The organism is Dehalococcoidia bacterium (assembly GCA_022451965.1).
In the GTDB taxonomy this organism is placed as follows: domain Bacteria; phylum Chloroflexota; class Dehalococcoidia; order Lucifugimonadales; family Lucifugimonadaceae; genus TMED-70.
The window spans coordinates 14,304-37,219 of the sequence record JAKUNJ010000005.1 but is presented as its reverse complement, the minus strand read 5'-3'; the positions used below and the strand labels follow the sequence as shown (position 1 = coordinate 37,219).

The following is a 22,916-nucleotide window of genomic DNA, read 5'->3' as shown; positions in this document are numbered from 1 at the left end:
TAATAATAAATCTAAATCAATCTTATGGCTATAAATATAAATCTGAAAAAAAAATCTTTAGAAATTATATCTAAAAATGATCCAAAATTAGGAAGTTTTTTAAATTTTTTTTTAGAAAATAATTTCGTTATTAACGATGATTATAAAAAAAAATCAGAGTTTTTGTCCTTAGTAAGAATAATTATTGGTCAACAGCTTTCTATTAGTTCAGCAGGAAGTATATATGATAGATTTATAAAAAAATATGGTGAAGAAATAGAATTTATAGATAACTTAGAAAATTCTAAAGAAGACCTTTTATCTATAGGCCTATCAAATAATAAAGCCAATACGATAATAGAAATAAATAAATTAGTTATTGCAAAAAAAATAGATTTATCAAGAATATCTACTTATGAAGAAACAGAAGCAAAAGATATTTTATGTAAGATTAAAGGTATTGGCCCATGGACTGTGGAGAACTTCTTAATTTTTTCAGGCAATAATACAGATATATGCCCTGCAAATGACCTCGGACTAAAGAAGGGCATAAAAATAATATATAAACTTAAAGACTTACCTAGTGATGAAGAAGTGTATAAGATTGCTGAAAAATGGAGACCCTATAGATCAATAGCAAGTAGATATATTTGGGAAGTTGTAGACCAAAAAATCAACTTGACCTAACACTTTTAGTGCTAAGAATTAGAGTTAATAATATTAATAATACCCCTGATATAATAAAAGAAAAATCGACTCCATAAACATCAGAAATTATCCCCATTGGAATAGCTCCTAGTGGGATAAAACCAAAACTCATTGCATAAAAACCCATAACTCTCCCTCTGAAAGCTGATGGAGTTTTTTCTATAATCATAGATGGATTTAGAGATCTTCTTCCTGCATCTCCGACTCCTAAAAAGAAACATAATAATATTGATATTATTAAAATACTAGAAAATCCTAAAATCATTATTGCTGAACCTGAAATCAATGATGTGAAAATAATATATTTGCCCTTTTTAGTAGATTGGGGCAATGAGGCTGAAAAAAGAGTTCCAAATAAAGCACCTGCGCCAATAGAAGCCAACATTATCCCCACTTCTAATGCACCTCCAGAAAGTAATTCTGAGGAATAAGGAGCTAACAGAGTTCTAATAGGCATAGATAGTAATGTAGTTACTAAAGTAAATAAAAGTAAAAATTTTAAGATAGAGTTTTTGTAAAGCAAATTGATAACATCTTTAATTTCGTTCAAAGCTTTTGAGCTTTTTGGAGACTTTTTTTCTCCTTTTGGAAGCATTGAAGTTGAAATACAAGCAACTAGACAAAAAACCACTATTAGCAAATAAGTCATTCCGGGTCCAAGGAAATGATAAACTATTCCTCCTATAGCTGGAGAAATCATTGTTGTTAGTGACATCCCTGCAGCATTGAGAGATATTGCATTATTTAGTTGATTATCATCAACTAATTCAGCGATTATTGATTGCCTTGCTGGCATCATGAATGCCCAAAAAGTTCCCTGAAAAAATGAAACGATTATTAAATGGTATATGGTAATAGTTTCAGTAAATATTGATATAGCAATAAATATACATATTGCTATAACACCTAACTGGCCAACTTGGATAATATTTTTATTATCAAATCTATCTGAAATAACTCCACCATACAATGAAAAAAGTAACATTGGTGGGGCAAATCCTACTCCAACTAACGTGACTGCTAAAGAAGAACCTGTCAAATCCCATCCAAGTTGAGCTCTTGCAAGCATTTGAATATTCATACCACCTATCATAGAAATCATTCCAAATACTAAGTATCTAAAGTGTTTATTTCTAAGTGAATCAAAAGTATTTATCAAACCAAGCTCATAGTTTTTTTATTCAGTTATAATTGTAAAGCTTCTTGCATTAAAGCAGAACAAATTAAAATTTACGATAATTACGATGGAATTTTTATTTCAATTTGCAGCGTTATTTAGCGCAATAACTTGGGCAAGCTCAGGAGCTATTCTAAAAACTATTAAGTTTAATAAGTATTTTAGTTTCCCATTTTTTGAAGCATGCATATCTTTTCTGATGATGATTATCGTCATTCTTATATGGGGAGAATGGGATGCAATTATAAATGAAAATTTTGATTCTTATTTATTTTTCTCAATTGCAGCATTTATTAGTTGTATTGGAACAGTTTCATATGTAATTGGAATACAAAAAACATCTATAGGTGTAGTATTTACAATAGCCTCAAGTAGTAATGTTCTAGTTGCACTTTTATTTGATGTTATCTTAAACTCTGTAAGACATTCTAATTTAGTCTTATTAGGTGCATTTTTAGTTTTATCTGGTATTTTATTGATGAATATTAAGAGCTTTACTTCTCATGAAAAACAAAGAATAATTGGGGTTTTAGGCGGAATTGTAGCTGGTTCAATGTGGGGCATTGCAGTATTTTTTAACGATAGAGCCCTTATTGAAGGCTCTGTGCTTAATGGGACTCTGATTAGAGCTATAATTTCAATCATTACATTAAGTCTTGCTAGTTACATATTTAGACAAAAAATAGAAAGAATAATTGAAAAAATACAATTTATAAAAATATTTTCAGCAGGTTCTCTTATAACTTTATCTAGTTTGTTTTGGTTTATATCCCTTGATTACACATCAGGTTCAATAACCGCAATTTTTGGGAGTACATCTCCAATATTCGCAATAATTTTTGGATATTTCTTTCTTAAGGAAAAAATTTATAAATTAGAATATTTGAGTATAACTTTAGCTTTAATAGGTATCGTTATAATTATCATGCATCAAAACTAGTTACAGTATGATAATCCAAGCCATACCAGTATGAATGGGGCTATGAACATTAATATACTTATCCATCTTGAGAAGCTATTCATAAAAATATTTTTATTTTAAATAAATACATGATTATTTTAGCATTATTAAATTTATGCGGTAGTTGGAAATATTAACGTTTTGTTACGGTAAAACATTTATATAAAACGAATAATTACTTTAGGAAACATGAAAGTTATCTCTAACAAGAATCTAATTTATAGGATTATTAATAATAGCTATAAGTTAAACCTTTTAGCAATATCTTCTTTAGACATTGATTTAGATTCTTTCTGCCTGACTTCTTCACACTTAATTAAGGTTTCTTCTGCTATTTCTATAGGAATACGAGTTAAGCCATCTTCATCACCTATAATTAAATCACCTGAATCAATGGATAGATTTGCAACATTTACTTGTGTTTGAGTTTCAATAAGATTAAATGGACCATGCCCTGGAACTCTACCTGTACCCCATACTGGCATATTAGCTTTCTTTATACCAGGGATATCTCTAATTGAACCCGCAGCCACCATTCCTACTGCTCCTAATTCTTTTCCCATATGAGCCATTACGTCTCCAATAATTGCAGCTCTTCCAGTATCCTCTTCAATATCCATTAATATTGCAAATACAGGATATTCACAATTCTTAATATTATTATAAAAATCATCAAAATCTATTTTTGATTGAGGCTCATCAAGTGGTGTTACTTTACCGGTAACAGCAATACCTACTACTGGTTCTATAAAGTTATAGCACTTGAGTTCTGGAGAAGTATAATCTATGTTTGCATCAACGTAACCTCTTACTAAAATCATTGCATTCTGAACAGTTGCTGAATCATATTTTTGAAATTCAGTAATGATATTATCTAAGTTCATTTCTACTCCTTATTTTTTTATTAGATGAAAGAAATAATAACAGAAAATGGTGGGCCCGGGATGACTCGAACATCCGACCTCTACTTTATCAGAGTAGCGCTCTAACCGGCTGAGCTACGGGCCCAAAAAAGTATCTAGATGTAATTCTATATCAAGATAATGTAAATATTATAGAAAAAAATAATTTATTTCAGAGAGTTGAAAAATAAGAAGTATTTTCACTTTGAAAACTGAACAGTGAATGAAAAAACCAAAAAGTTTGTTCAGTTTGTACTTAAAGTACTTATAACAATAGCGTGATTAATAGCAATAATCATTATTATCACGAGCCCCTTCTACAATTAAGAGAATCTCGCTCAAGCAATAAAAATAATTATTGCACACACTAAACGACCATAATAATAACTCATCTAAGAGTCTTATTTATCCTTAGAAAGGAGGTGATCCAGCCGCACCTTCCGGTACAGCTACCTTGTTACGACTTCGTCCCAGTCATCAGTCCCACTCTCGGCGTCTGCCTCCCAAAGGGTTAGCGCAACGACTTCAAGTGTTACCAACTTCCATGACGTGACGGGCGGTGTGTACAAGGACCGGGAACGTATTCAACGCAGTGTGCTGACCTGCGTTTACTAGCAACTCCACGTTCATGCAGGCGAATTTCAGCCTGCAATCCCAACTGAGACAAGTTTTATCGGATTAGCTCCCCCTCGCGGGTTGGCAACCGTCTGTACTTGCCATTGTAGCGTGTGTGTAGCCCAGGGTGTAAGAGCCATGATGATTTGACGTCATCCCCACCTTCCTCCCTTTTAAGGGCAGTATCGTTAGAGAGTGCAACTAACAAAGAGGGTTGCGCTCGTTGCGGGACTTAACCCAACACCTCACGGCACGAGCTGACGACAACCATGCAACACCTGTGTAAGCTCCCTTGCGGGTCCATCCCCTTTCGGTTCAGTACTACTTACATGTCAAACCCTGGTAAGGTTCTTCGCTTACCATCGAATTAAACCACACGCTCCGCTGCTTGTGCGGTCCCCCGTCAATTCCTTTGAGTTTTAGCCTTGCGGCCGTACTACTCAGGCGGATTGCTTAACGCGTTAACTTCGGCTCACGAGGGGTCGATGCCTCGAAAACCTAGCAATCATCGTTTACAGCGTGGACTACCCGGGTATCTAATCCGGTTCGCTCCCCACGCTTTCGTCCCTTAGCGTCAGAACTGTCCCAGCAAGTCGCTTTCGCCACTGGTGTTCCTCCAGATATCTACGCATTTCACCACTACACCTGGAATTCCACTTGCCTCTAACAGTCTCAAGTCTAACAGTATCTCACAACATCTCCAAGTTGAGCTTGAAGCTTTCATATGAGACTTATTAAACCGCCTACGGACCCTTTACGCCCAGTGATTCCGGACAACGTTTGCAACCTACGTATTACCGCGGCTGCTGGCACGTAGTTAGCCGTTGCTTATTCATTAGGTACCTTCCTTGCTATTCCCTAATAAAAGAAGTTTACAACCCTAGGGCCTTCATCCTTCACGCGGTGTCGCTGCATCAGACTTTCGTCCATTGTGCAATATTCTTAGCTGCTGCCTCCCGTAGGAGTGGGGGCCGTGTCTCAGTCCCCCTCTGGCTGGTCGTGCTCTCACACCAGCTACCCGTCTTAGGCTTGGTGGGCCATTACCCCGCCAACAACCTGATAGGACGCAAGCCCATCCAAGAGCGATAAATCTTTCATTTATAAAAATTATTAATAAATCGTATGCGGTATTAGCACAGATTTCTCTGTGTTATTCCCCACTCAAGGGTAAGTTACTTACGCGTTACTCAGCCGTCTGCCACTAGATATATGCTTTCCGAAGAAAGCGATCTCGTTCGACTTGCATGCCTTAGACACACCGCCAACGTTCGTCCTGAGCCAGGATCAAACTCTTCAAAAAAAACGGTCTTTTCATTCACTGTTCAATTTTCAAAGTGCGATATCATAATTTAATCATGAGATTAAAAAAATCTATTAGAAAAAAAATGATAACAAACGCCTAGGTAAATAACAATAACTAAATTAAAACATTAGTATTGTTAAAATATAATTTAAGCGTAATAATAATTGTAACAAATTTTTAGGAGAATAAAACATGGTAAAAAACAATCCTGGAGAACCTTACTCTAGAATTTCATCAGAAGAAGCATTAGAAATGCAAAAAAATGGTGATTCAACAGTTATTGATGTAAGGAATGAAGATGAATATCATTTAGGCCATGTTAAGAATGCGCTTTGGATTCCAGTGGATGAAATAGTTCAAAGAATGGAAGAATTACCACAAGAAGGTAATTTGCTATTTATTTGTGCTGTGGGAGCAAGAAGTGGTTTAGCGGCAGAATATGCAAGCTCATTGGGAATAGATTCTTCAAGATTGTTTAACATTGAAGATGGTACGCCTACTTGGATAAATAAAGGTCTTCCAACTTCTACAGGGAATGAAAAATGATTATTGCCGATCCAAAAGTTCATGTTGTTGGATCAATAGCTTACGATGATATAACCACTCCAGTAGGTACTAGAAATAATTTATTGGCTGGATCTGCTGTTTATTTTTCTGTGTCAGGATCTATCTTTTCAAATATATCAATGATTGGAACAGTAGGATCAGACTTTAGGGATGAAGACCTTAAATTACTCAGTTCCAAGAATATTGATACTTCAAAAATAGAAAAAATCGATAACGGTCATACATTTAGATGGAAGGGAAATTATATAAAAAATATTGAAGATCCCGAAACTATTTTTACAAGTTTAGGAGTTTTTGAAGATTTTTCTCCTAATATTGACTCGGAGCTATCTAATTCGGATTTTGTTTTTCTAGCTAATATTTCTCCAGAAATACAGTTTTCCATTTCAGAGAAGTTGATATCAAAATCAAGAATAGTTGGATTAGATTCAATGAATCACTGGATACTTGAGCAAAAAAGTAGATTATTAGATGTTATGAAGAATATAGATATCTTTTTCTTGAATAAAGGAGAAGCATTAAAGCTTGCAAATAAAAAAGATATCAAAGAATCAGCAAAATATATAATTGAGAATGGGCCAAAATTATGTATCATTAAAGACGGTAAGAATGGATCATATTTGTACTCAATTAATGGAGAAGAATTTTATTGTCCAACATACAATGTTGATAGAGTTATCGATCCTACAGGAGCCGGAGATACATTTGCAGGTGGATTTTTTGGGTATATTTCAAAAATAATAAATCCTACGATTGATGATTTCAAAAATGCAATGCTTTATGGAACTTCAATTGCATCGTTCACCATAGAAGGTTTTGGTTTGGAAAAACTAATAAATTTAAGTTTAGAAGAAGTTGATTCTAGAGTAAAAAATATTAAATCAAAAATAGATTTGAGGAAAAAATGAAGTATGATGTGAAGGATTTAGGTTTAGCTGATGAAGGTAAAAGAAAAGCTGAGTGGGCCTCTAAAGAGATGCCAGTCTTAGACCAAATCAAAAAGAGATTTGAAAAAGAAAAACCTCTAGAAGGTTCAAAAATCTCAGGTTGTTTACATGTTACTTCAGAAACTGCTAATCTAGCCCTTACATTAAAAGCAGGTGGAGCTGATTTTTCATTGTGTGCATCTAATCCTTTATCAACTCAAGATGATATTGCAGCTTATCTTGTTTCTGAAGGTATACCAGTTTATGCAATTAACGGAGAAGATAATGAAACTTACTATAAGCACATTAACTCTGTTGTTGAGAATAAACCAAATATAACTATTGATGATGGTGCTGACTTAGTCGCATTTTTACACCAAGAAAAGCCTGAATTAATGTCAGAAATTATAGGTGGAATGGAAGAAACAACAACTGGGGTTATTAGACTTAAAGCCTTAGCAAATGAAAATAAACTAAAATACCCAATAATTGCTGCAAATGATTCTCAAACTAAACATATGTTTGATAACAGATATGGTACTGGACAAAGTACTCTAGATGGAATAATCAGAGCAACAAATATACTTCTATCTGGTAAAACATTTGTAATAATTGGATATGGTTGGTGCGGCAGAGGGCTAGCTTCAAGAGCAAAGGGAATGGGAGCTAGGACAATAGTTTGTGAGATAGATCCAGTTAAAGCATTAGAAGCTGTAATGGATGGGCACCAAGTTATGAAGATGGATGAAGCTGTTGAAGAAGGAGATTTTTTTGTAACTCTTACAGGAGGACTTCATGCAATAGGAAAGAGTCATCTTGAAAAAATGAAAGATGGAGCAATAGTAGCTAATTCAGGGCACTTCAATGTCGAGATAGACCTAGAGTCTCTTGAGGAAATGTCTGAAACTAAAAGTAAAGTTAGGCCTTTCGTTGAGGAATATGTTTTAGAAAATGGAAAAAAAATATGTGTTCTTGGAGAGGGTAGATTGATTAATTTAGCTGCTGCTGAGGGGCACCCTCCTTCAGTAATGGATATGAGTTTTGCTAATCAAGCATTGGGTTGCGAGTTTCTAAAAAAGAACAATTTAGATATAGGAGTTCATGTTCTTGCTGAAAATATTGATAAAGAAATTGCAGCACTAAAACTAAAGGCTATGCAAATGAATTTTGACAAACTTACTCCAGCTCAAGAAAAATACTTTAACTCTTGGGATATAGGAACATAAAAAAATAGGGATACACTTAAATGAAAAATAATAATTATCTTTTTACATCCGAATCCGTATCTGAAGGTCATCCAGACAAAATATGTGATCAAATATCAGATGCAATATTAGATGCATGTTTTAAGCAGGATAAATTTAGCAGAGTTGCATGTGAAACTGCGGTTGGAGGACAGCACGGAGAAGGTTTCGCAATGGTTTTTGGAGAAATAACTACGAATGCTTCAATAGATTATATAAATATTATTAAAGACACTATTAAAAATATAGGTTATACAAAAGAAGAGTATGGTTACACTCCTGAAAATATAAAAATTCTTAATTACATAGGTAAACAGTCCCAGGATATTAAAGCAGGTGTAGACAATTCACTAGAAACCAGAGAATCAGATGATGAATCTAGTCAAGAAGGAGCTGGAGATCAAGGCATGATGTTTGGATATGCTTGTGATGAAACTGAAGAAAAGATGCCTTTGGCTATAACCCTTGCACACGAATTACTTAAAAAACTAAGAGATTCTAGAAGATCTGGAGAAATAGATTACCTAAGACCTGATTCAAAGAGTCAAGTAACTTTGGAATATAACGATAAGCATGATGTCTGTCGAGTAGATACAGTTTTGATTTCAACTCAGCATGATGATGGGGTTTCAAATGAACAAATGGAAAAAGATTTATACGAAAAGATAATTTCAGAAATAATTCCTTCTGATTTATTAGATAATGACACTAAAATAATAGTAAATCCATCTGGTAGATTTGTGATTGGTGGACCGGTTGGAGACGCTGGACTTACAGGAAGAAAAATAATTGTAGATACTTATGGAGGAGCAGCTAAGCACGGTGGAGGTGCTTTTTCTGGAAAAGACCCAACAAAAGTAGATAGATCTGCAGCTTATGCAGCAAGGCACATAGCAAAAAATATATTAGAAACAAACATAGCTTCGAAAGCAGAAGTTCAACTATCTTATGCAATTGGTAAGGCAGAACCTGTATCAATTATGGTTAATACATTTGGAACAGGTAAAGTAAGAGATAGTGTTATTGAAAGTGCTGTAAAAAAAGTATTTGATCTAAGGCCTTCTTCCATAATTTCAAGATTAGAATTAAGAAATCCAATTTACCAGCAAACTGCCACTTACGGACACTTTGGTAGAAATGACCTTAATCTACCGTGGGAAAGAACTGAACTTGCGAAAGATCTAGAAAAGGCATTTTGAGAAAAAAATCTGTATGAATTTTCAAATAAAATTTGGGACTGATGGTTGGAGAGCAACTCCTGAAACAGGCCTAAATTCTGAGAATATAACTATTTGTGCTCAATCTTTCGCTGACTATATCAACTCAAATTATTCAGGTAAAAAGAGTATAATAATAGGTTATGACACGAGGCTAGATTCTAAAAAATATGCTGAATTATCTGCCAAAGTGATCCAATCAAATGGAATTGAATCAGTACTATCAGAAACAGCTATTCCAACACCAATTATCAGCCATCACATAAAAAATTCAAATAAGATTGGTGGAATTATTATTACTGCATCACATAATGCAAAGAACTGGAATGGCTTTAAAATAAGATCTGAAAATGGAATGAGCTTTGGTAATAAAGAAATATTAGAAGTTGAAAAAAGTGTTAAATATTATAAAAAAAATATCTCAAAGATTAAATTAGATGAAAAGAAAAATATTAAGACTAAAAATATATTAAATTCCTACTTAGATGATCTAAATAAAGTCGTGGATTTAAATCTAATAAAATCTTCAAATATAAAAATCTCAGTTGATTATATGCATGGAGCAGTCTCTGGAGTTTTAGAAAAAATATTGAATAAAGATAATATTTTCTTAAGAACTGAATTTGATCCAAATTTTCCAGGAATGCTCCAACCCGAACCAATTGGTAAGAATTTGAAATTATTAAGTCAAACAATTAATGAAAATAAATGCCTATTAGGAATAGCCTTTGATGGAGATGGAGACAGGTTAGGAATACTGGATGAGGAAGGAAATTCTCAATCAGCATCTGATGTTTTTGCATTACTAAGTGATTATTTACTAAGAAAAAATACTTATAAACAGAGTATAGGTACCACAGTAACAATGTCTTCTGTTTTAGAAGATATATGTAAAAACTATGATTCTAAAGTAATTAGAACGAAGGTTGGATTTAAGTACCTTGCACCGCTATTAGAAAATAATGAGGTTTTTTTTGCTGGTGAAGAAAGTGGTGGATATTCTCTAAGAGATCATCTTTATGATAAAGATGGCATATTATCTTCACTATTATATTTAGAATATTTGATTAAAACTAAATCGACACCCAAAAGTTTACTTCAAACTCTATATGAAAAATACAAGAAAAGATTTTTTGAAAGACTAGATATTGAATTTGTACAAGACAAAAGAGAAGATATAAAGGATAAGATAGGTTTGCTAGAAACCTTTCTTCCTGAATATAAGGAGATAACTAAGTCAGATTCTACAGATGGGGAAAAAATTTTTTTTGAAGATGGATCTTGGATTTTAGTTAGATTATCTGGAACAGAGCCAATGTTTAGAGTATATATAGAGACAAATTCTATAGAAGATTTAGTAGAATTAAAAGAACTAATTTCTGAACACTTTAAAAATTGATTTTTATATATCTTTATCAAATTAATTGATATTCAAATTGATAGTTTGAGTATAATAAAATAGATAATTATCAGAATGCCGGGGTGGCGGAATGGTAGACGCGCCAGACTTAAAATCTGTTGTCCGTATAGGGCGTGGGAGTTCGAGTCTCCCCCTCGGCACCAAAATTAAAGTATATATTTGATAAAATGATAAGATTGGGCGACGTGGCGAAGTGGCTAACGCAGTGGTTTGCAAAACCTCCATTCATGGGTTCGAATCCCATCGTCGCCTCCAAATTTAGAAATTGGGTAAATATAAATGTTATACAAATTTTTATTACTCCTAATTTCCTTAGTAATGATCATATCTTGTTATGAAAATGATATTTCTACTACTGAATTAGCAGCTACCTCATAAGCTTTATGAAGAATTTATTGAGAAAATACTAAATCCTGTGAATCCTGAATTATTTGAAGATATTTTAGAATCTAATTTTGAACCTAAAATATATTGAAAATATGGTGCCGAGGGGGAGAGTCGAACTCCCACGCCCATAAGGACACTACGCCCTCAACGTAGCCTGTCTACCATTTCAGCACCCCGGCATTTTATGGCAGGAGCGGGAGGAGTCGAACCCCCGACCTCTGGTTTTGGAGACCAGCGCTCTAGCCAACTGAGCTACGCTCCTAACTTGCATGAATTTTAATTCTAACAATTTTTATAAGTTTAAACATGAAAATTGAAATATTAGAAACATTAATAAAAAAAATAGGTACGGATCAAAAAAGATCCATACCTATTTTCAATTATTTCTATTAGCTAAGTTAATTACAGAGCATTTTTTCCAGTATCACCAGTTCTTACTCTGATAACATCAGAAATTTCAGAAATAAATATCTTTCCATCTCCTATTTGCCCATCACCACTAGTTTTTGCAGCTTTCATAATTGCATCAACTACTACCTTTTGATTGGCCTTGTCAGTAACTGCAGTAATAACTACTTTTGGAACAGATACCCTATTAGCTGTTGAGCTACCTCTTCCCGTAAATACTTCAACTCCCTCTTGGGTGCCCCTTCCACTTACGTTTGCGTAAGTGAATCCGGTACATCCCGCTTCAGCCATTGATTCTAAGACTGCATTTACTCTTTCTGGTCTCACTACAGCTTCAATTTTGATCATTTATTTCTCCTTAAATTAATTTAGTTTGCCCCATCATTTACAAAACCCTGTTCTCCATGCTCAGCTAAATCTAATCCCTGATCTTCGGATGTTTCTGAAACTCTTAGTCCTAATCCAGGAATCTTATCCAAAACAAATAAAATTGCAAATGAAACTACGAATGAATAAGCAAGTGTTCCTGCTGCTGTATAAATTTGAATCCAAACTTGTTCACCACTGCCTTGAAAAAGTCCCTTTACTCCGGCAATACTTTCTACAGCAAATATACCAGTAGCTATACATCCCCAAATACCACCAATTCCATGAACAGCAAAAACATCTAATGCATCATCTAGATTTGTTTTATGTATCAATTCAACAGCATAATAACATAAGAATCCAGCTCCAAAACCAATTCCTAATGCTCCTAATGCATTAACTGCACCCGCTGCAGGAGTTATTGCCACTAATCCTGCAACAGCTCCTGTTGCAACTCCTACGGCACTTATTTTACCTCTAGAAAGTAAGCCAACTATTCCCCAAGTTGTTGCAGCAGTTGCAGCAGCAATTTGAGTTACGAGCATTGCATTAACTGCATAGCTATCTGAAGCTAAGGCTGATCCACCATTAAATCCAAACCATCCAAACCAAAGAATTGATGCACCAAGTACAACATAAGGAACGTTATTAGGTTGAAGTCCTGGATTTTTTCTTTTTCCTACAAGTATTGCAGCAGCAACTGCTGCAGCTCCAGCATTAATATGAATTACTGTACCTCCAGCAAAATCCAGAGCACCTGCTCCATCTGCACCAATCCATCCTCCACCCCAAACCCAATGAGCTACAGGAGCATAAACTATAGTAATCCATATAACTGTGAAGATAAGATAAGTTGAAAACTTGAATCTTTCAACAAATGCTCCAGTTATTAAAGCAGGAGTAATTATTGCAAACATCATTTGAAAAAGGACATCATAAAGAGGACTGATATCTTCTCCTTCTCCAGCAAATGTATTAACTCCTTCTAATCCAAAAAGAGAAAAATCCCCTATAAAATCTGGGATTAATTCTCCATTACCATAGGCTAAGCTATATCCCCATAAAGTCCAAACTATAGTTACTACTCCTATAGTAATAAAACTTAACATTATAGTGTTTACTAAGCTTTTTGCTCTTACTAAGCCACCATAAAAGAAAGCTAAACCAGGTGTCATAAAAAAAACGAGTGCAGATGCTGTCAACATCCACGCGGTATGTCCTGAATCCATTTTATTCTCCTATAAACCATTTTTAAATTTAACTATTCTTGAGGATAGGATAAAAATGTTTTATTTTTGTTACTTAAATGTTTCTAAAGTTTAAACTTTGTGTATAAAATGTAAATTTCTAAATATATCTATAAACATTCTTTAGTGAGAAATATAATAAAAAAGGCAATATAAAAATCAGATTGTTGGATCTGCAAGAATCTTCATTATTAGAAATTTCTTGAACTACCGATTCTTCTCTTAACTGATAAGGGCCAGCCCCTATACTTTTTCTCCAATCACTATCTAGTGTATCTAAATCAAATCCATAAGCATTAATTAAAGATTCATCTATAGTTTGACCTTTNGAGATATTAGTTAACAAAACATTCATACCTGTTTCTCCAAAATTGTCTATTAGATAATTAATTACACTTCTAGATTGTCCATAAGCAACTAAGGTTAGCTTTGGATCTCCAGGAAAACTTCTTAGTTGGCTCAAGGGCTTTAATTGATTTGTACCAATCGCCCAATCCANGTAAAGGTCATAACTTATAGTTTTATCTCTATTTGCATATTCAGCAAGTCCTTCATTTAGCCATAAAGGAAGATTAATTGATCCTTCTGTTTTTCTACCAACAAGTACGTGCATTATCTCATGTGTAGAAGTTCCTATATCATTTTTACCCGCAAGAACTAAAACAACACTTGATTCATCAAAAGCCTGACCTGCTGTTACCAATTGCCTATCTGAGGTTTTTGATTTTGAACGTATTGCTCCTAGCATTTCTGAATAATTATTATAAAGAGTCAAATGAATTTTCTTATAATTTTCACTACTTGAAATATCAATTATTGGAGACATAGTTAACAATAATTGTTCACACTCAAATAATAATTTTTCTGCTCTACTTTTAGAGTAACGGTAATATATTCTTATATTATCTCCGTCTAAATATTCCCAATTATCAAATCTAGTATCAAGCATTATGAATTCATAATCCTCGGATATAAATTGAGTTCCATCATCAAAATAAAAAATAAGGTGCCAATTTATAGTTGACCCAGGTGGTATATAACCCCCTTGAGTACTGATTCTAAAATCCATTATTCCAGATACATTATTTTCTTCGTCAGTATTAAAATCCATGTAACCATACTGTAATGCTTTTCTATCACCAGTTTTAAAATTGACTTTAATGTCACTTATTTTCTTTTCACTAAAACCTTCAAAAATAAAAGAAATATTATTTGGGAAATCTACTTTATGGTCAATTTTATTTACAATAAAATCTTCATTCGATTCAGCAATAATTTGAATTCCTGAAGAGATAAATAAAACTAAAAATAAACTCGACAAAAAACTAATTTTTAGCATTTTTCAAACCTATAATTAATCTCCAAATTGAACTAAAAAATGTTCCAACAGACAAAATATACAATGCAAACAGGGGCTGTGAAATTAATAGGAAAAATATAATTATTAATGATCTTTCTACTCTTGTCAAAAAACCTGATTTATTCTCTATATCTAGGCTTTCACTTTTAGCTCTTACATAACTAATTAGCTGAGAGCACAACATAGAAATTATGCATAATAAAACTGCAATTTCATCTAAAGAATTAAATAAATAATAACACGCTAAAGAAAGAAAAATCGCAGCTTCTCCATATCTATCTATAACTGAATCTAGCAAATCTCCAAATACAGATTCTTTATTTGATAATCTAGCCATAGCTCCATCTATAGAATCAAGAATAGTACCTAGGCCAACAATTATTCCTCCTGCAAGAAAATCTCCCTGAAAAATGTAATATGAACCAAATATCGTAATTATTAGTCCTATAAAAGTGATCATATTTGGAGTAAGACCAAGTTTGATCAGAAATTTAGAAATAGGAATTTCGTATATTTCTCTAGTATAACTTCTTAATAACTGTCTAAAATTTTCCAAGATTTATTATATTTTTTTCTTTTGTATATACTCCTATTATTTCAGAAACTAACTTTGGCCAAGAGTATTTTTTAACATTATTTAACCCATTTTCTAAATTTTCTTTGGTATTAATTTTTTTTGAAATAATGTTTGAGAGAGTATTTGTTAAGCTTTTTACTGATTTCGATTCAAATAAAAATCCATATTGATTTTTATATAAAATATCTTTATAGCTATCAATATCAGAAGATACCAAAACAGAACCAGTTGCCATAGCTTCTAAAATTATGATTCCAAATGATTCATTTTCTGTAGAAGGCAAGCAAACTATATCGGAGTTTTGATAAAATTTTGGAAGATTTTTTTGATCTATAGTTCCTAAAAATAATATATCTTTGAGATTTGACTTTTTATTATAAATATTTTTATTACCTGGCCCAATAACAATTAATTTTAGGTCATTATATTTTTTTTTAAGTTCAATAAAACTTGAGAGTAAGATTGGGAAACCTTTTCTAGTTTCATCAAATCTACCAACAAATAAAAGGCTTATATCTTTGTAACTTTTTTTAGACTTTTTTGAAACATATGAAAAATTTTCAAGGTTAATGCCATTAGGAATTATTACAGACTCAAATAAAAAATATTTATTGATGTATAACTTGGAAAACTTAGAAACACATATTTTTTGAGATATTCTTCTGAGTACTAATTTTAGTAAAAAATTAAAAACTATATATAGATAATTTTTTTTATGGCTGTAGGCATGAAATGAGGCAATTTTTAGAGTCTTTGTAAATATATTTATTATTATTTGAGAAGGTAATAATGGTTCATGAATATGAATTACGTCATATTTGTTTTTTCTCAAGTAAAAAATACACTTAATAATTTTCAACAAATTAATCGATATTCTATTTTTAGATCCAAGAAAAGAAAATGAAACAGGTTTTCCTAAACTTATAAATTTAACGCTAGGCAAATTATGAATATTTTTATTTGATAATGGAGCTGCTATAGTTACATCATGATTAAGTCTTAGAAGCTCTCTTGAAAGTTCGAAAATATGAGATTGGACACCTCCAGGATAAGAAAAATCATATGGAGAAGTAATTACGATTTTCAAGTTATTCTAAACCTGAGAAATCCTCTACAGCTTTTCTTGCATCATCGTCTCTCATTTGATTGGGAGGAGATTTCATAAAATATGCACTCGGAGCATCAATAGCACCCGATACACCCTTATCAAGAGCTATTTTGGCACATCTAATTGCATCAATAGCTACTCCAGCAGAATTAGGACTATCTTCAACCTCTAATTTTAATTCCACGTTAAGTGGAACATCTCCCCATGATGTTCCTTCTAATCTAATATAAGCCCATTTCCTATCTTCAAGCCATGGAACATGATCAGATGGCCCTATATGAACATCGTCAGTTGGCAATTCTTTTTCAAGTTGTGACTGAACCGCGTTAGTTTTAGAGATTTTTTTGCTCTTGAGTCTTGATCTTTCAAGCATATTTAAAAAATCAGTATTTCCTCCAAAATTAAGTTGATAGGTTCTGTCTAGTCTGACTCCTCTATCTTCAAAAAGCCTGGCAAGAACTCTATGTACTATTGTTGCCCCCACTTGACTCTTGATATCATCTCCAACTATAGGTAAACCTCTGTCTTGGAATCTTTTTTGCCAGTAATCTTCTTTAGCAATAAAAACTGGAATACAATTTACAAATCCACAACCAGCTGCTAGAACTTGTTCTACATACCATTTTGTGGCTTGCTCGGAACCAACTGGTAAATAATTTATTACAACATCTACTTTTCTATCTCTGAGTATTTGTACTATATCTGCTGTTTGACCTTCTGACTTATTTCTGTCTCTCTCAATGTCCACCACATCAGAAAGATATTCACCTATACCATCATGAGTCATACCTCTGTCAACTTTTACCCCAGAATGAGGAACTTCATGAAATCTAAGAGCATTATTATTATTTGTAAAAATTGCTTCAGATAAATCTTTTCCTACTTTGTCTTTATCAACATCAAATGCTGCAACTACATTAACATCTCCTATTGAATATCCTCCAAGAGTATTATGCATCAAACCCGGAACTTTTATATCACTTTCTCCAATTTCAGAATATTTTTGAATACCCTGAACTAAAGATGAAGCACAGTTTCCAACTCCTATTATTGCTACATTGATTTGACCCATAAAAAAACTCCAAAAAATTAAATATGATTCTAAATTATAACTTAATATGCTATTGCAGAACCATCTTTTCTAGGCTCAGTACCTAAAGATATAACTCCAGTTTGGTGATCATATTTTGCAACTTGTGCTCCTCCAAATTTCATTCTTTCATTACCTTTGACTATATCTATTTTATGACCTTTATCCTGCAGTCTATTTATAACTGATTCTGAAATATCCTCTTCAACTGATATCGTTTTCATATCATCTACATCTAATGAAAATCTTAGTGCATCTAAGGCTTTTTGAGGGTCTAGTCCATAATCAATAATATTAGATATTACTTGTAAATGACCTTGCGGTTGCTGAAAACCTCCCATAACCCCAAAAGATAAGAATAATTTAGAATCTTTTGTCACCATACAAGGAATAATAGTATGAAAAGGTCTCATGTTTGGTTCTAAATAATTAGGGTGTTTTTTATCTAAACTAAACAAAGCTCCTCGATTTTGAAGAGCTATTCCTGTTTCTGGTACAACTAAACCTGAACCAAATCCTTGAAAAGTTGAATTAATTAAGGAGCAACCCATTCCATTTTTATCTATAGCAGTTATATAAACAGTATCTCCTTTAGTTTCAAAGGTATTATGGGATACTGTTTTTATCACTGAATCTTTGTCAATTTCATTAAATCTATATTTTCCATATTCCTTGGACAATAGATTTTTAATGGGAATTTCTGATTTGGATGGATCAGTAACATACCACAAAGTATCTGCAAAACCAATTCTAATTGCTTCAATTAGATAGTGGTAAAAATCACTGCTTCCATGTTCTATTTGCTTAAGATCTAAGTTTTCTATTATATTTAGGGCGATTAGAGCTGCCAAACCTTGACCATTAGGAGGACATTCGTAAACCTCATATCCTCTATAATTTGTTTTTATGGGATCTGTCCAAAAAGATTTATAATTCTTAAGATCCTCCTCATCTAACCAGCCTCCTTCGGATCTAATAAAATCAGAGATTTTCTTAGATATACTTCCATCATATATAGCCTTGGGACCTTCTTTTGAAATAGTATACATTGAAGATGCAAGTTCAGGTAATCTAATAATCTCTCCTTCTTTTGGAGCTTTATTATTTTTATTTAATAACTCTGATCCTGATTTTCTAAATTTGAGTTTTGATTCATTTTCTGACCATGCCCAGGATATCAATTCAGATACAGGGTATCCTTCTTCAGCTAACTTAATACCAGGCTGAAGGGACTCAGAAAGAGATATCGTACCAAATTTATCTAATATTTTTTGCCATCCATCTACAGATCCTGGTACTGATACAGAATATGCTCCTCCCTCACCCTCTGTTGGGATAGAGGAAAATCCTTTAGATATTAATTCCTCTGGGTTAGAATTTCTTGAAGATGTTCCCGATCCATTAAATGAGCTAATTTCTTCTGATTTAGGATCCCAAATCAAAGCAAAAATATCTCCTCCAATACCTGTTGACATAGGCTCAACTACTCCAAGTGTAGACGCCATAGTAATTGCTGCATCAACAGCATTTCCACCTGCTTTTAAGACATCTATTCCTACTTGAGATGCTAAAGGCTGGCTTGTTGCTACACCTCCATTAATTCCATGAACGGTTGAACGCCTTGATGAAAAAAAACTCATTATTTTCTCCTTTACACGCTTTAGTGTACACGGTCTAGTATATCCTAAACCGTTTAGATTTAATTCTTTCTAGGATTTAATATATCAGTCAATGCATCACCTATTATATTCCAACAAAAAATCATAATCCAAATAACAATTATAGGAGAAAGTAATTGTTCCGGATGATTAGTTAAAACAGAAACACTTGCTCCGCCTCTTCCAGAAACATCAGATAACATAGCTCCTAAACTTGGTCTAGGAGGTTGAACGCCTAAACCAAAAAAAGAAAGAATGACCTCAGATAAGGCTACAGCACCCAAGCCAAAAGTTGCAGTTACAACTAATGGAGCTACTACATTTGGTAACACATGTCTTGTAACTATTCTTAGGGTACTTGCTCCAGAGGTTCTAGCTGATTGAACATACTCAATATTCCTAATACTAAATACTTGTGCCCGAATCAATCTCATTGTTCCAAACCAACTCAATGGAAGTAGAGCTATACCTATAACTAAATAGTCTATAATTCCACTACTAACTAACCCAGAAATATTAAAGTTATCCTCTATAGAATAGAAAAAGGTTGTGATTCTGGGCCTTAGAGTTGCAGCCAATAATATTATCAATAGAATATCAGGAAATGATGAAACTAATTCACCGGTTCTCATCACTATAAAATCAAATATACCTCTGTAATAACCAGCTAATAATCCCAAAAACAAACCCAAAATCAATGAGCCTGTGAGTAAACCTGTTATTGTAACTATAACAGTAGTTTGAATTCCCCAAATTACTCTTGAAAGTATGTCTCTACCTAATCTATCTGTACCCAATAAATTTTCTAAATCAGGAGCAGATTGAGTTTTCAAAAGATTAGTTTCTGAATAATCATAAGGAGCAAGAAGAGGTGCAAATATTCCAATTAAGTAAATTATTGAAACTAAAACCACACATATAACTCCTAGTTTTTTTCTACTAAAATTCATTATGAATAATTTTGTAGATGATAAATTCTTAGGATTAAGGTTCATCACTGTAATTCTATCCTCGGATCAACTAGTGTATATAAAAAATCTATAATAAGGTTTGCTACAACAAGAGCACTAGAGCCTAATAATACAATAGCCATTATTACTGGATAATCTCTGGAATAAACTGAGTCTAAAGAAATTCTTCCAACTCCAGGAATTCCATATAAAATTTCAACTATCAATGAACCTCCAAATAATCCAGCTAGAGAAAATCCCATTATGGTAACAACAGGCAACATTCCATTCCTAAAAGCATGCTTCCATAAAACTTTACTTTCACTAACACCTTTTGCTCTTGCTAATTTTACATAATCGGTGTCTAAAACTTCAATCATTGAAGAGCGTATTAGTCTTACAAATACCGCTGCTCCAGGAACACCTATTGTTAATGCAGGTAAAATAATTCTTTTATCAAATACACCGCCCCAGCCTGCTGCAGGAACTAAATCTAGTTGCAAAGCAAATATAAGAATTAGAAAAGGCGCCGTAAAAAAAACAGGCATTGCATAAAAAACTAATGAAAAAATTACAACGATAGGATCTTTAAAATTACCATTATTAACAGCAGCATAAAATCCTAGTGGTGTTCCAATTATAATTGCTATAAAAAAAGAAATAATATTCAGTTTCGCAGATACTATTAATTTTGGAATTAATAATTCAGAAACTTCTCTATTCTTGAATACATAAGACTCTCCAAAATCTCCAACCGCTGCATTTCTTACATAATTGAACCATTGAACAAATACAGGGTCATTTAAACCCATTTTTTCTCTTATTCTATCCGCAGATTCTTCGTCATAGTTATTGCCTAATTGAACTTCTATTGGATCACCTGGCCCATAAACTCCTAGGAAAAATACAATTAAAGAAACCATAAGTAAAAGGATAGGCATCCAAATTATTCTTTTGAAAATATACTTCAACATGATTTGTTTATAAACAATTTATAATCTCAAATCTATATCAAATTATTACTCTATGTATAAATCTTTGTATTTTGGAACAATTATTGGTGTAAATGAATAACCTTTAACCCATGGTTTTACCAAGGCGTATCCATCTGTATCAAACCACAGTGGAAGTATTGGAGCCTCATCAACAACTATTTGCTCTGCTTGATTGTACAAAAGATATCTTCTATTTTGATCTAATTCTGTACGAGCTTCTATAATGAGATCGTCTACTCTAGAATTTTTATAATTTCCATGATTTACATCAGATTCGCTATAAAAAAGAATATCAATAAAATCTTGAGGATCAGGGTAGTCAGCTTGCCACCCAGATCCAGCCCATACTTGTAGTCTTTTTCTGTTCATATCTTGTAAGTAAGTAGCCCATTCTACCTGTTGAATTTCTACTTCTACACCAAGAGTCTCTCTCCACATATCTGAAATAACTTCAGTATCCAAGCCAGGTGAACCTCCAGTACCAGGAATAGTTACAATAATTCTAGGCCTACTTGAAGGATCAGCATACTTAGATTTTTCAAGATAATCTTTAGCTAATTCAGCATTGAATTCCAGGCCATTAATAGTTGGACTAAAACCTGGAAAGCCAGGAGGTATCACAGCATATGCAGGCTTTGTTAATCCAGAATAAATCTTGTCTGCAATTAGCTCTTTATCAACTGCATGCGTAAGTGCTTTTCTAAAATTTTCATCATCAAAAGGAGGCATATTTACATTAAATCCAATATAAGACAATGTAAATTGTGGGGGAACATCAACTAAATCCCTACTCAAAGGATCATTGGGATCTTTTACTCTTTCCAGGTCAGCAAGACCAACTCCTGTGATATCTATTTCATCATTTTCATACATTGCCATAGACACACCACCTGCAAGGTTCATTATTACGCCATCTACCTTAGATTTTTCACCCCAATATAGATCATTTCTTTTGAGTTTAAGTATTTGCCCTATCTGATATTCCTGAAGAATAAATGGACCAGTTCCTACGGGTTTGTCTATCCAATTATCTCCTTGAGATTCCATATAATTTTTGCTCAAGACAAAAGCTGTTGGATATGTCAATTTAGCCAAAAAGTAGGTTTTAGGCGAATCTATGGTTATTTCAAGAGTTTTATCATCTAAAGCTTTTACTCCATCAATTGAAGTTTTGGAACCATTACTTTCTATAACTTCCTTAACTCCAACTATATCTCCCAAATAAACATCGGCATTATATGACCCAGTATCTGGATTGGCAGCTCGTTCAATTGACCATTTGAAATCTTCAGCTGTTACATTATCACCATTAGAAAACTTTATATTTTCTCTTAATTTAAAAGTATAAACAGTTCCATCATCTGATATTTCCCATGATTCTGCTAAATCTGGAATTATATCTAGATTTTTATTTAAAGTTACTAATCCTGAAAAAATTTCAACAATTATTGAAGCAGATGTAGTATCTGTTACCAAGTGAGGATCAAATGTAGGAGGATCAGAAAAATTAATCCTAAAAATATTTTCTTTGGAGCCCGATGAGCTTCCAGTAGAATTACCTTCTAAACTTGGAGCAACATTAGAATTTTTCCCTATTGATGCAGGCTCCTCAGAGGTATCGTCTGAGCCACATGAAAGTGCTGCTATGATAATTGCCGAGAATAAAAAAATCTTTAATTTTGAAATCATATTATTTTTTTCCTAGTTTATTATATAACTATAATTTTATCTGAAATAAATGAATATTATAT

General features: G+C 33.1%; 19 protein-coding genes, 5 tRNA genes and 1 rRNA gene. 9 read left to right on the top strand and 16 right to left on the bottom strand.

Annotated features, from left to right (window positions below; all coding sequences use genetic code 11):
* Positions 1-24 precede the first annotated feature (24 nt).
* Positions 25-666 carry a hypothetical protein gene (locus tag MK083_03195; protein MCH2673456.1) on the top strand — a complete coding sequence of 214 codons (642 nt, stop codon included), beginning with the start codon at positions 25-27 and terminating at the stop codon, positions 664-666.
* Here the strand turns inward: MK083_03195 and MK083_03190 are convergent.
* The gene (locus MK083_03190; GenBank protein ID MCH2673455.1) at positions 653-1,846 is read right to left on the bottom strand and encodes an MFS transporter; all 1,194 of its coding nucleotides are present in this window, start codon (positions 1,844-1,846) and stop codon (positions 653-655) included. The genes MK083_03195 and MK083_03190 overlap by 14 nt on opposite strands.
* Positions 1,847-1,931: 85 nt before the next feature.
* On the opposite strand from MK083_03190, the gene MK083_03185 reads away from it, so the two are divergent.
* Positions 1,932-2,804: a DMT family transporter gene (locus tag MK083_03185; GenBank protein ID MCH2673454.1), complete on the top strand. Its 873-nt coding sequence runs from the start codon at positions 1,932-1,934 to the stop codon at positions 2,802-2,804.
* 260 nt (positions 2,805-3,064) lie between these two features.
* On the opposite strand, the gene MK083_03180 is transcribed toward MK083_03185, so the two are convergent.
* The 3 genes from MK083_03180 to MK083_03170 form a co-directional block, all read right to left on the bottom strand.
* Entirely contained in the window at positions 3,065-3,709 is a 645-nt protein-coding gene (locus tag MK083_03180) for a hypothetical protein (protein MCH2673453.1), read from the bottom strand.
* A 47-nt stretch (positions 3,710-3,756) separates the two neighbouring features.
* Positions 3,757-3,833 (bottom strand) — tRNA-Ile (locus tag MK083_03175).
* Positions 3,834-4,142: 309 nt separating this feature from the next.
* Positions 4,143-5,642, bottom strand: a 16S ribosomal RNA gene (locus MK083_03170).
* A 195-nt stretch (positions 5,643-5,837) separates the two neighbouring features.
* Here MK083_03170 and MK083_03165 point away from each other — a divergent pair.
* The 7 genes from MK083_03165 to MK083_03135 all read left to right on the top strand — a co-directional run bounded on the left by MK083_03165 (position 5,838) and on the right by MK083_03135 (position 11,274).
* Positions 5,838-6,191 (top strand): rhodanese-like domain-containing protein, encoded by a 354-nt coding sequence (locus MK083_03165; protein MCH2673452.1) that lies wholly within the window; start codon positions 5,838-5,840, stop codon positions 6,189-6,191.
* The gene (locus MK083_03160) at positions 6,188-7,120 is read left to right on the top strand and encodes a PfkB family carbohydrate kinase (protein ID MCH2673451.1); all 933 of its coding nucleotides are present in this window, start codon (positions 6,188-6,190) and stop codon (positions 7,118-7,120) included. Before MK083_03165 ends, MK083_03160 begins: the two co-directional genes overlap by 4 nt.
* Positions 7,117-8,364 (top strand): adenosylhomocysteinase, encoded by a 1,248-nt coding sequence (gene ahcY / locus MK083_03155; GenBank protein ID MCH2673450.1) that lies wholly within the window; start codon positions 7,117-7,119, stop codon positions 8,362-8,364. The genes MK083_03160 and ahcY overlap by 4 nt, the downstream gene beginning before the upstream one ends.
* Positions 8,365-8,384: 20 nt before the next feature.
* Positions 8,385-9,581, top strand: coding sequence for a methionine adenosyltransferase (gene metK / locus MK083_03150; protein MCH2673449.1), 1,197 nt, complete (start codon positions 8,385-8,387; stop codon positions 9,579-9,581).
* Positions 9,582-9,594: 13 nt separating this feature from the next.
* Positions 9,595-10,998, top strand: coding sequence for a hypothetical protein (locus MK083_03145; GenBank protein MCH2673448.1), 1,404 nt, complete (start codon positions 9,595-9,597; stop codon positions 10,996-10,998).
* Positions 10,999-11,075: 77 nt separating this feature from the next.
* Positions 11,076-11,162, top strand: a tRNA-Leu gene (locus MK083_03140).
* Between the two features lie 36 nt (positions 11,163-11,198).
* Positions 11,199-11,274, top strand: a tRNA-Cys gene (locus MK083_03135).
* Positions 11,275-11,499: 225 nt separating this feature from the next.
* Here MK083_03135 and MK083_03130 read toward each other — a convergent pair.
* From MK083_03130 to MK083_03075, 12 genes are all read right to left on the bottom strand, one after another.
* A tRNA-Leu gene (locus tag MK083_03130) sits at positions 11,500-11,585 on the bottom strand.
* Between the two features lie 6 nt (positions 11,586-11,591).
* Positions 11,592-11,668, bottom strand: a tRNA-Trp gene (locus MK083_03125).
* Between the two features lie 140 nt (positions 11,669-11,808).
* Positions 11,809-12,162 (bottom strand): P-II family nitrogen regulator, encoded by a 354-nt coding sequence (locus tag MK083_03120; GenBank protein MCH2673447.1) that lies wholly within the window; start codon positions 12,160-12,162, stop codon positions 11,809-11,811.
* 20 nt (positions 12,163-12,182) lie between these two features.
* Entirely contained in the window at positions 12,183-13,409 is a 1,227-nt protein-coding gene (locus tag MK083_03115) for an ammonium transporter (protein MCH2673446.1), read from the bottom strand.
* Between the two features lie 118 nt (positions 13,410-13,527).
* Entirely contained in the window at positions 13,528-14,766 is a 1,239-nt protein-coding gene (locus tag MK083_03110) for a hypothetical protein (protein ID MCH2673445.1), read from the bottom strand.
* Positions 14,753-15,343, bottom strand: a complete 591-nt coding sequence (locus MK083_03105; GenBank protein ID MCH2673444.1) for a CDP-alcohol phosphatidyltransferase family protein — start codon at positions 15,341-15,343, stop codon at positions 14,753-14,755. Before MK083_03105 ends, MK083_03110 begins: the two co-directional genes overlap by 14 nt.
* Positions 15,330-16,451: a glycosyltransferase family 4 protein gene (locus tag MK083_03100; GenBank protein ID MCH2673443.1), complete on the bottom strand. Its 1,122-nt coding sequence runs from the start codon at positions 16,449-16,451 to the stop codon at positions 15,330-15,332. Before MK083_03100 ends, MK083_03105 begins: the two co-directional genes overlap by 14 nt.
* A 1-nt stretch (position 16,452) precedes the next feature.
* Positions 16,453-17,544, bottom strand: coding sequence for an inositol-3-phosphate synthase (locus MK083_03095; protein MCH2673442.1), 1,092 nt, complete (start codon positions 17,542-17,544; stop codon positions 16,453-16,455).
* Positions 17,545-17,585: 41 nt separating this feature from the next.
* Entirely contained in the window at positions 17,586-19,202 is a 1,617-nt protein-coding gene (gene ggt / locus MK083_03090; protein ID MCH2673441.1) for a gamma-glutamyltransferase, read from the bottom strand.
* 59 nt (positions 19,203-19,261) lie between these two features.
* On the bottom strand, positions 19,262-20,215 hold the full coding sequence (locus tag MK083_03085) for an ABC transporter permease (GenBank protein MCH2673440.1): 954 nt from the start codon (positions 20,213-20,215) through the stop codon (positions 19,262-19,264).
* Positions 20,215-21,111 (bottom strand): ABC transporter permease, encoded by an 897-nt coding sequence (locus MK083_03080; GenBank protein MCH2673439.1) that lies wholly within the window; start codon positions 21,109-21,111, stop codon positions 20,215-20,217. The genes MK083_03085 and MK083_03080 overlap by 1 nt, the downstream gene beginning before the upstream one ends.
* Before the next feature lie 78 nt (positions 21,112-21,189).
* Positions 21,190-22,854 carry a peptide ABC transporter substrate-binding protein gene (locus tag MK083_03075; protein ID MCH2673438.1) on the bottom strand — a complete coding sequence of 555 codons (1,665 nt, stop codon included), beginning with the start codon at positions 22,852-22,854 and terminating at the stop codon, positions 21,190-21,192.
* Positions 22,855-22,916 lie beyond the last annotated feature (62 nt).

Bases quoted from the DNA above. Each gene is read 5' to 3' on its own strand.
- MK083_03195 (MCH2673456.1), top strand. From the start codon at position 25: ATGGCTATAAATATAAATCTGAAAAAAAAATCTTTAGAAATTATATCT.
- MK083_03185 (MCH2673454.1), top strand. From the start codon at position 1,932: ATGGAATTTTTATTTCAATTTGCAGCGTTATTTAGCGCAATAACTTGG.
- MK083_03180 (MCH2673453.1), bottom strand. From the start codon at position 3,709: ATGAACTTAGATAATATCATTACTGAATTTCAAAAATATGATTCAGCA.
- MK083_03165 (MCH2673452.1), top strand. From the start codon at position 5,838: ATGGTAAAAAACAATCCTGGAGAACCTTACTCTAGAATTTCATCAGAA.
- MK083_03160 (MCH2673451.1), top strand. From the start codon at position 6,188: ATGATTATTGCCGATCCAAAAGTTCATGTTGTTGGATCAATAGCTTAC.
- ahcY (MCH2673450.1), top strand. From the start codon at position 7,117: ATGAAGTATGATGTGAAGGATTTAGGTTTAGCTGATGAAGGTAAAAGA.
- metK (MCH2673449.1), top strand. From the start codon at position 8,385: ATGAAAAATAATAATTATCTTTTTACATCCGAATCCGTATCTGAAGGT.
- MK083_03145 (MCH2673448.1), top strand. From the start codon at position 9,595: ATGAATTTTCAAATAAAATTTGGGACTGATGGTTGGAGAGCAACTCCT.
- MK083_03120 (MCH2673447.1), bottom strand. From the start codon at position 12,162: ATGATCAAAATTGAAGCTGTAGTGAGACCAGAAAGAGTAAATGCAGTC.
- MK083_03115 (MCH2673446.1), bottom strand. From the start codon at position 13,409: ATGGATTCAGGACATACCGCGTGGATGTTGACAGCATCTGCACTCGTT.
- MK083_03095 (MCH2673442.1), bottom strand. From the start codon at position 17,544: ATGGGTCAAATCAATGTAGCAATAATAGGAGTTGGAAACTGTGCTTCA.
- ggt (MCH2673441.1), bottom strand. From the start codon at position 19,202: ATGAGTTTTTTTTCATCAAGGCGTTCAACCGTTCATGGAATTAATGGA.
- MK083_03085 (MCH2673440.1), bottom strand. From the start codon at position 20,215: ATGAACCTTAATCCTAAGAATTTATCATCTACAAAATTATTCATAATG.
- MK083_03080 (MCH2673439.1), bottom strand. From the start codon at position 21,111: ATGCCTATCCTTTTACTTATGGTTTCTTTAATTGTATTTTTCCTAGGA.
- MK083_03075 (MCH2673438.1), bottom strand. From the start codon at position 22,854: ATGATTTCAAAATTAAAGATTTTTTTATTCTCGGCAATTATCATAGCA.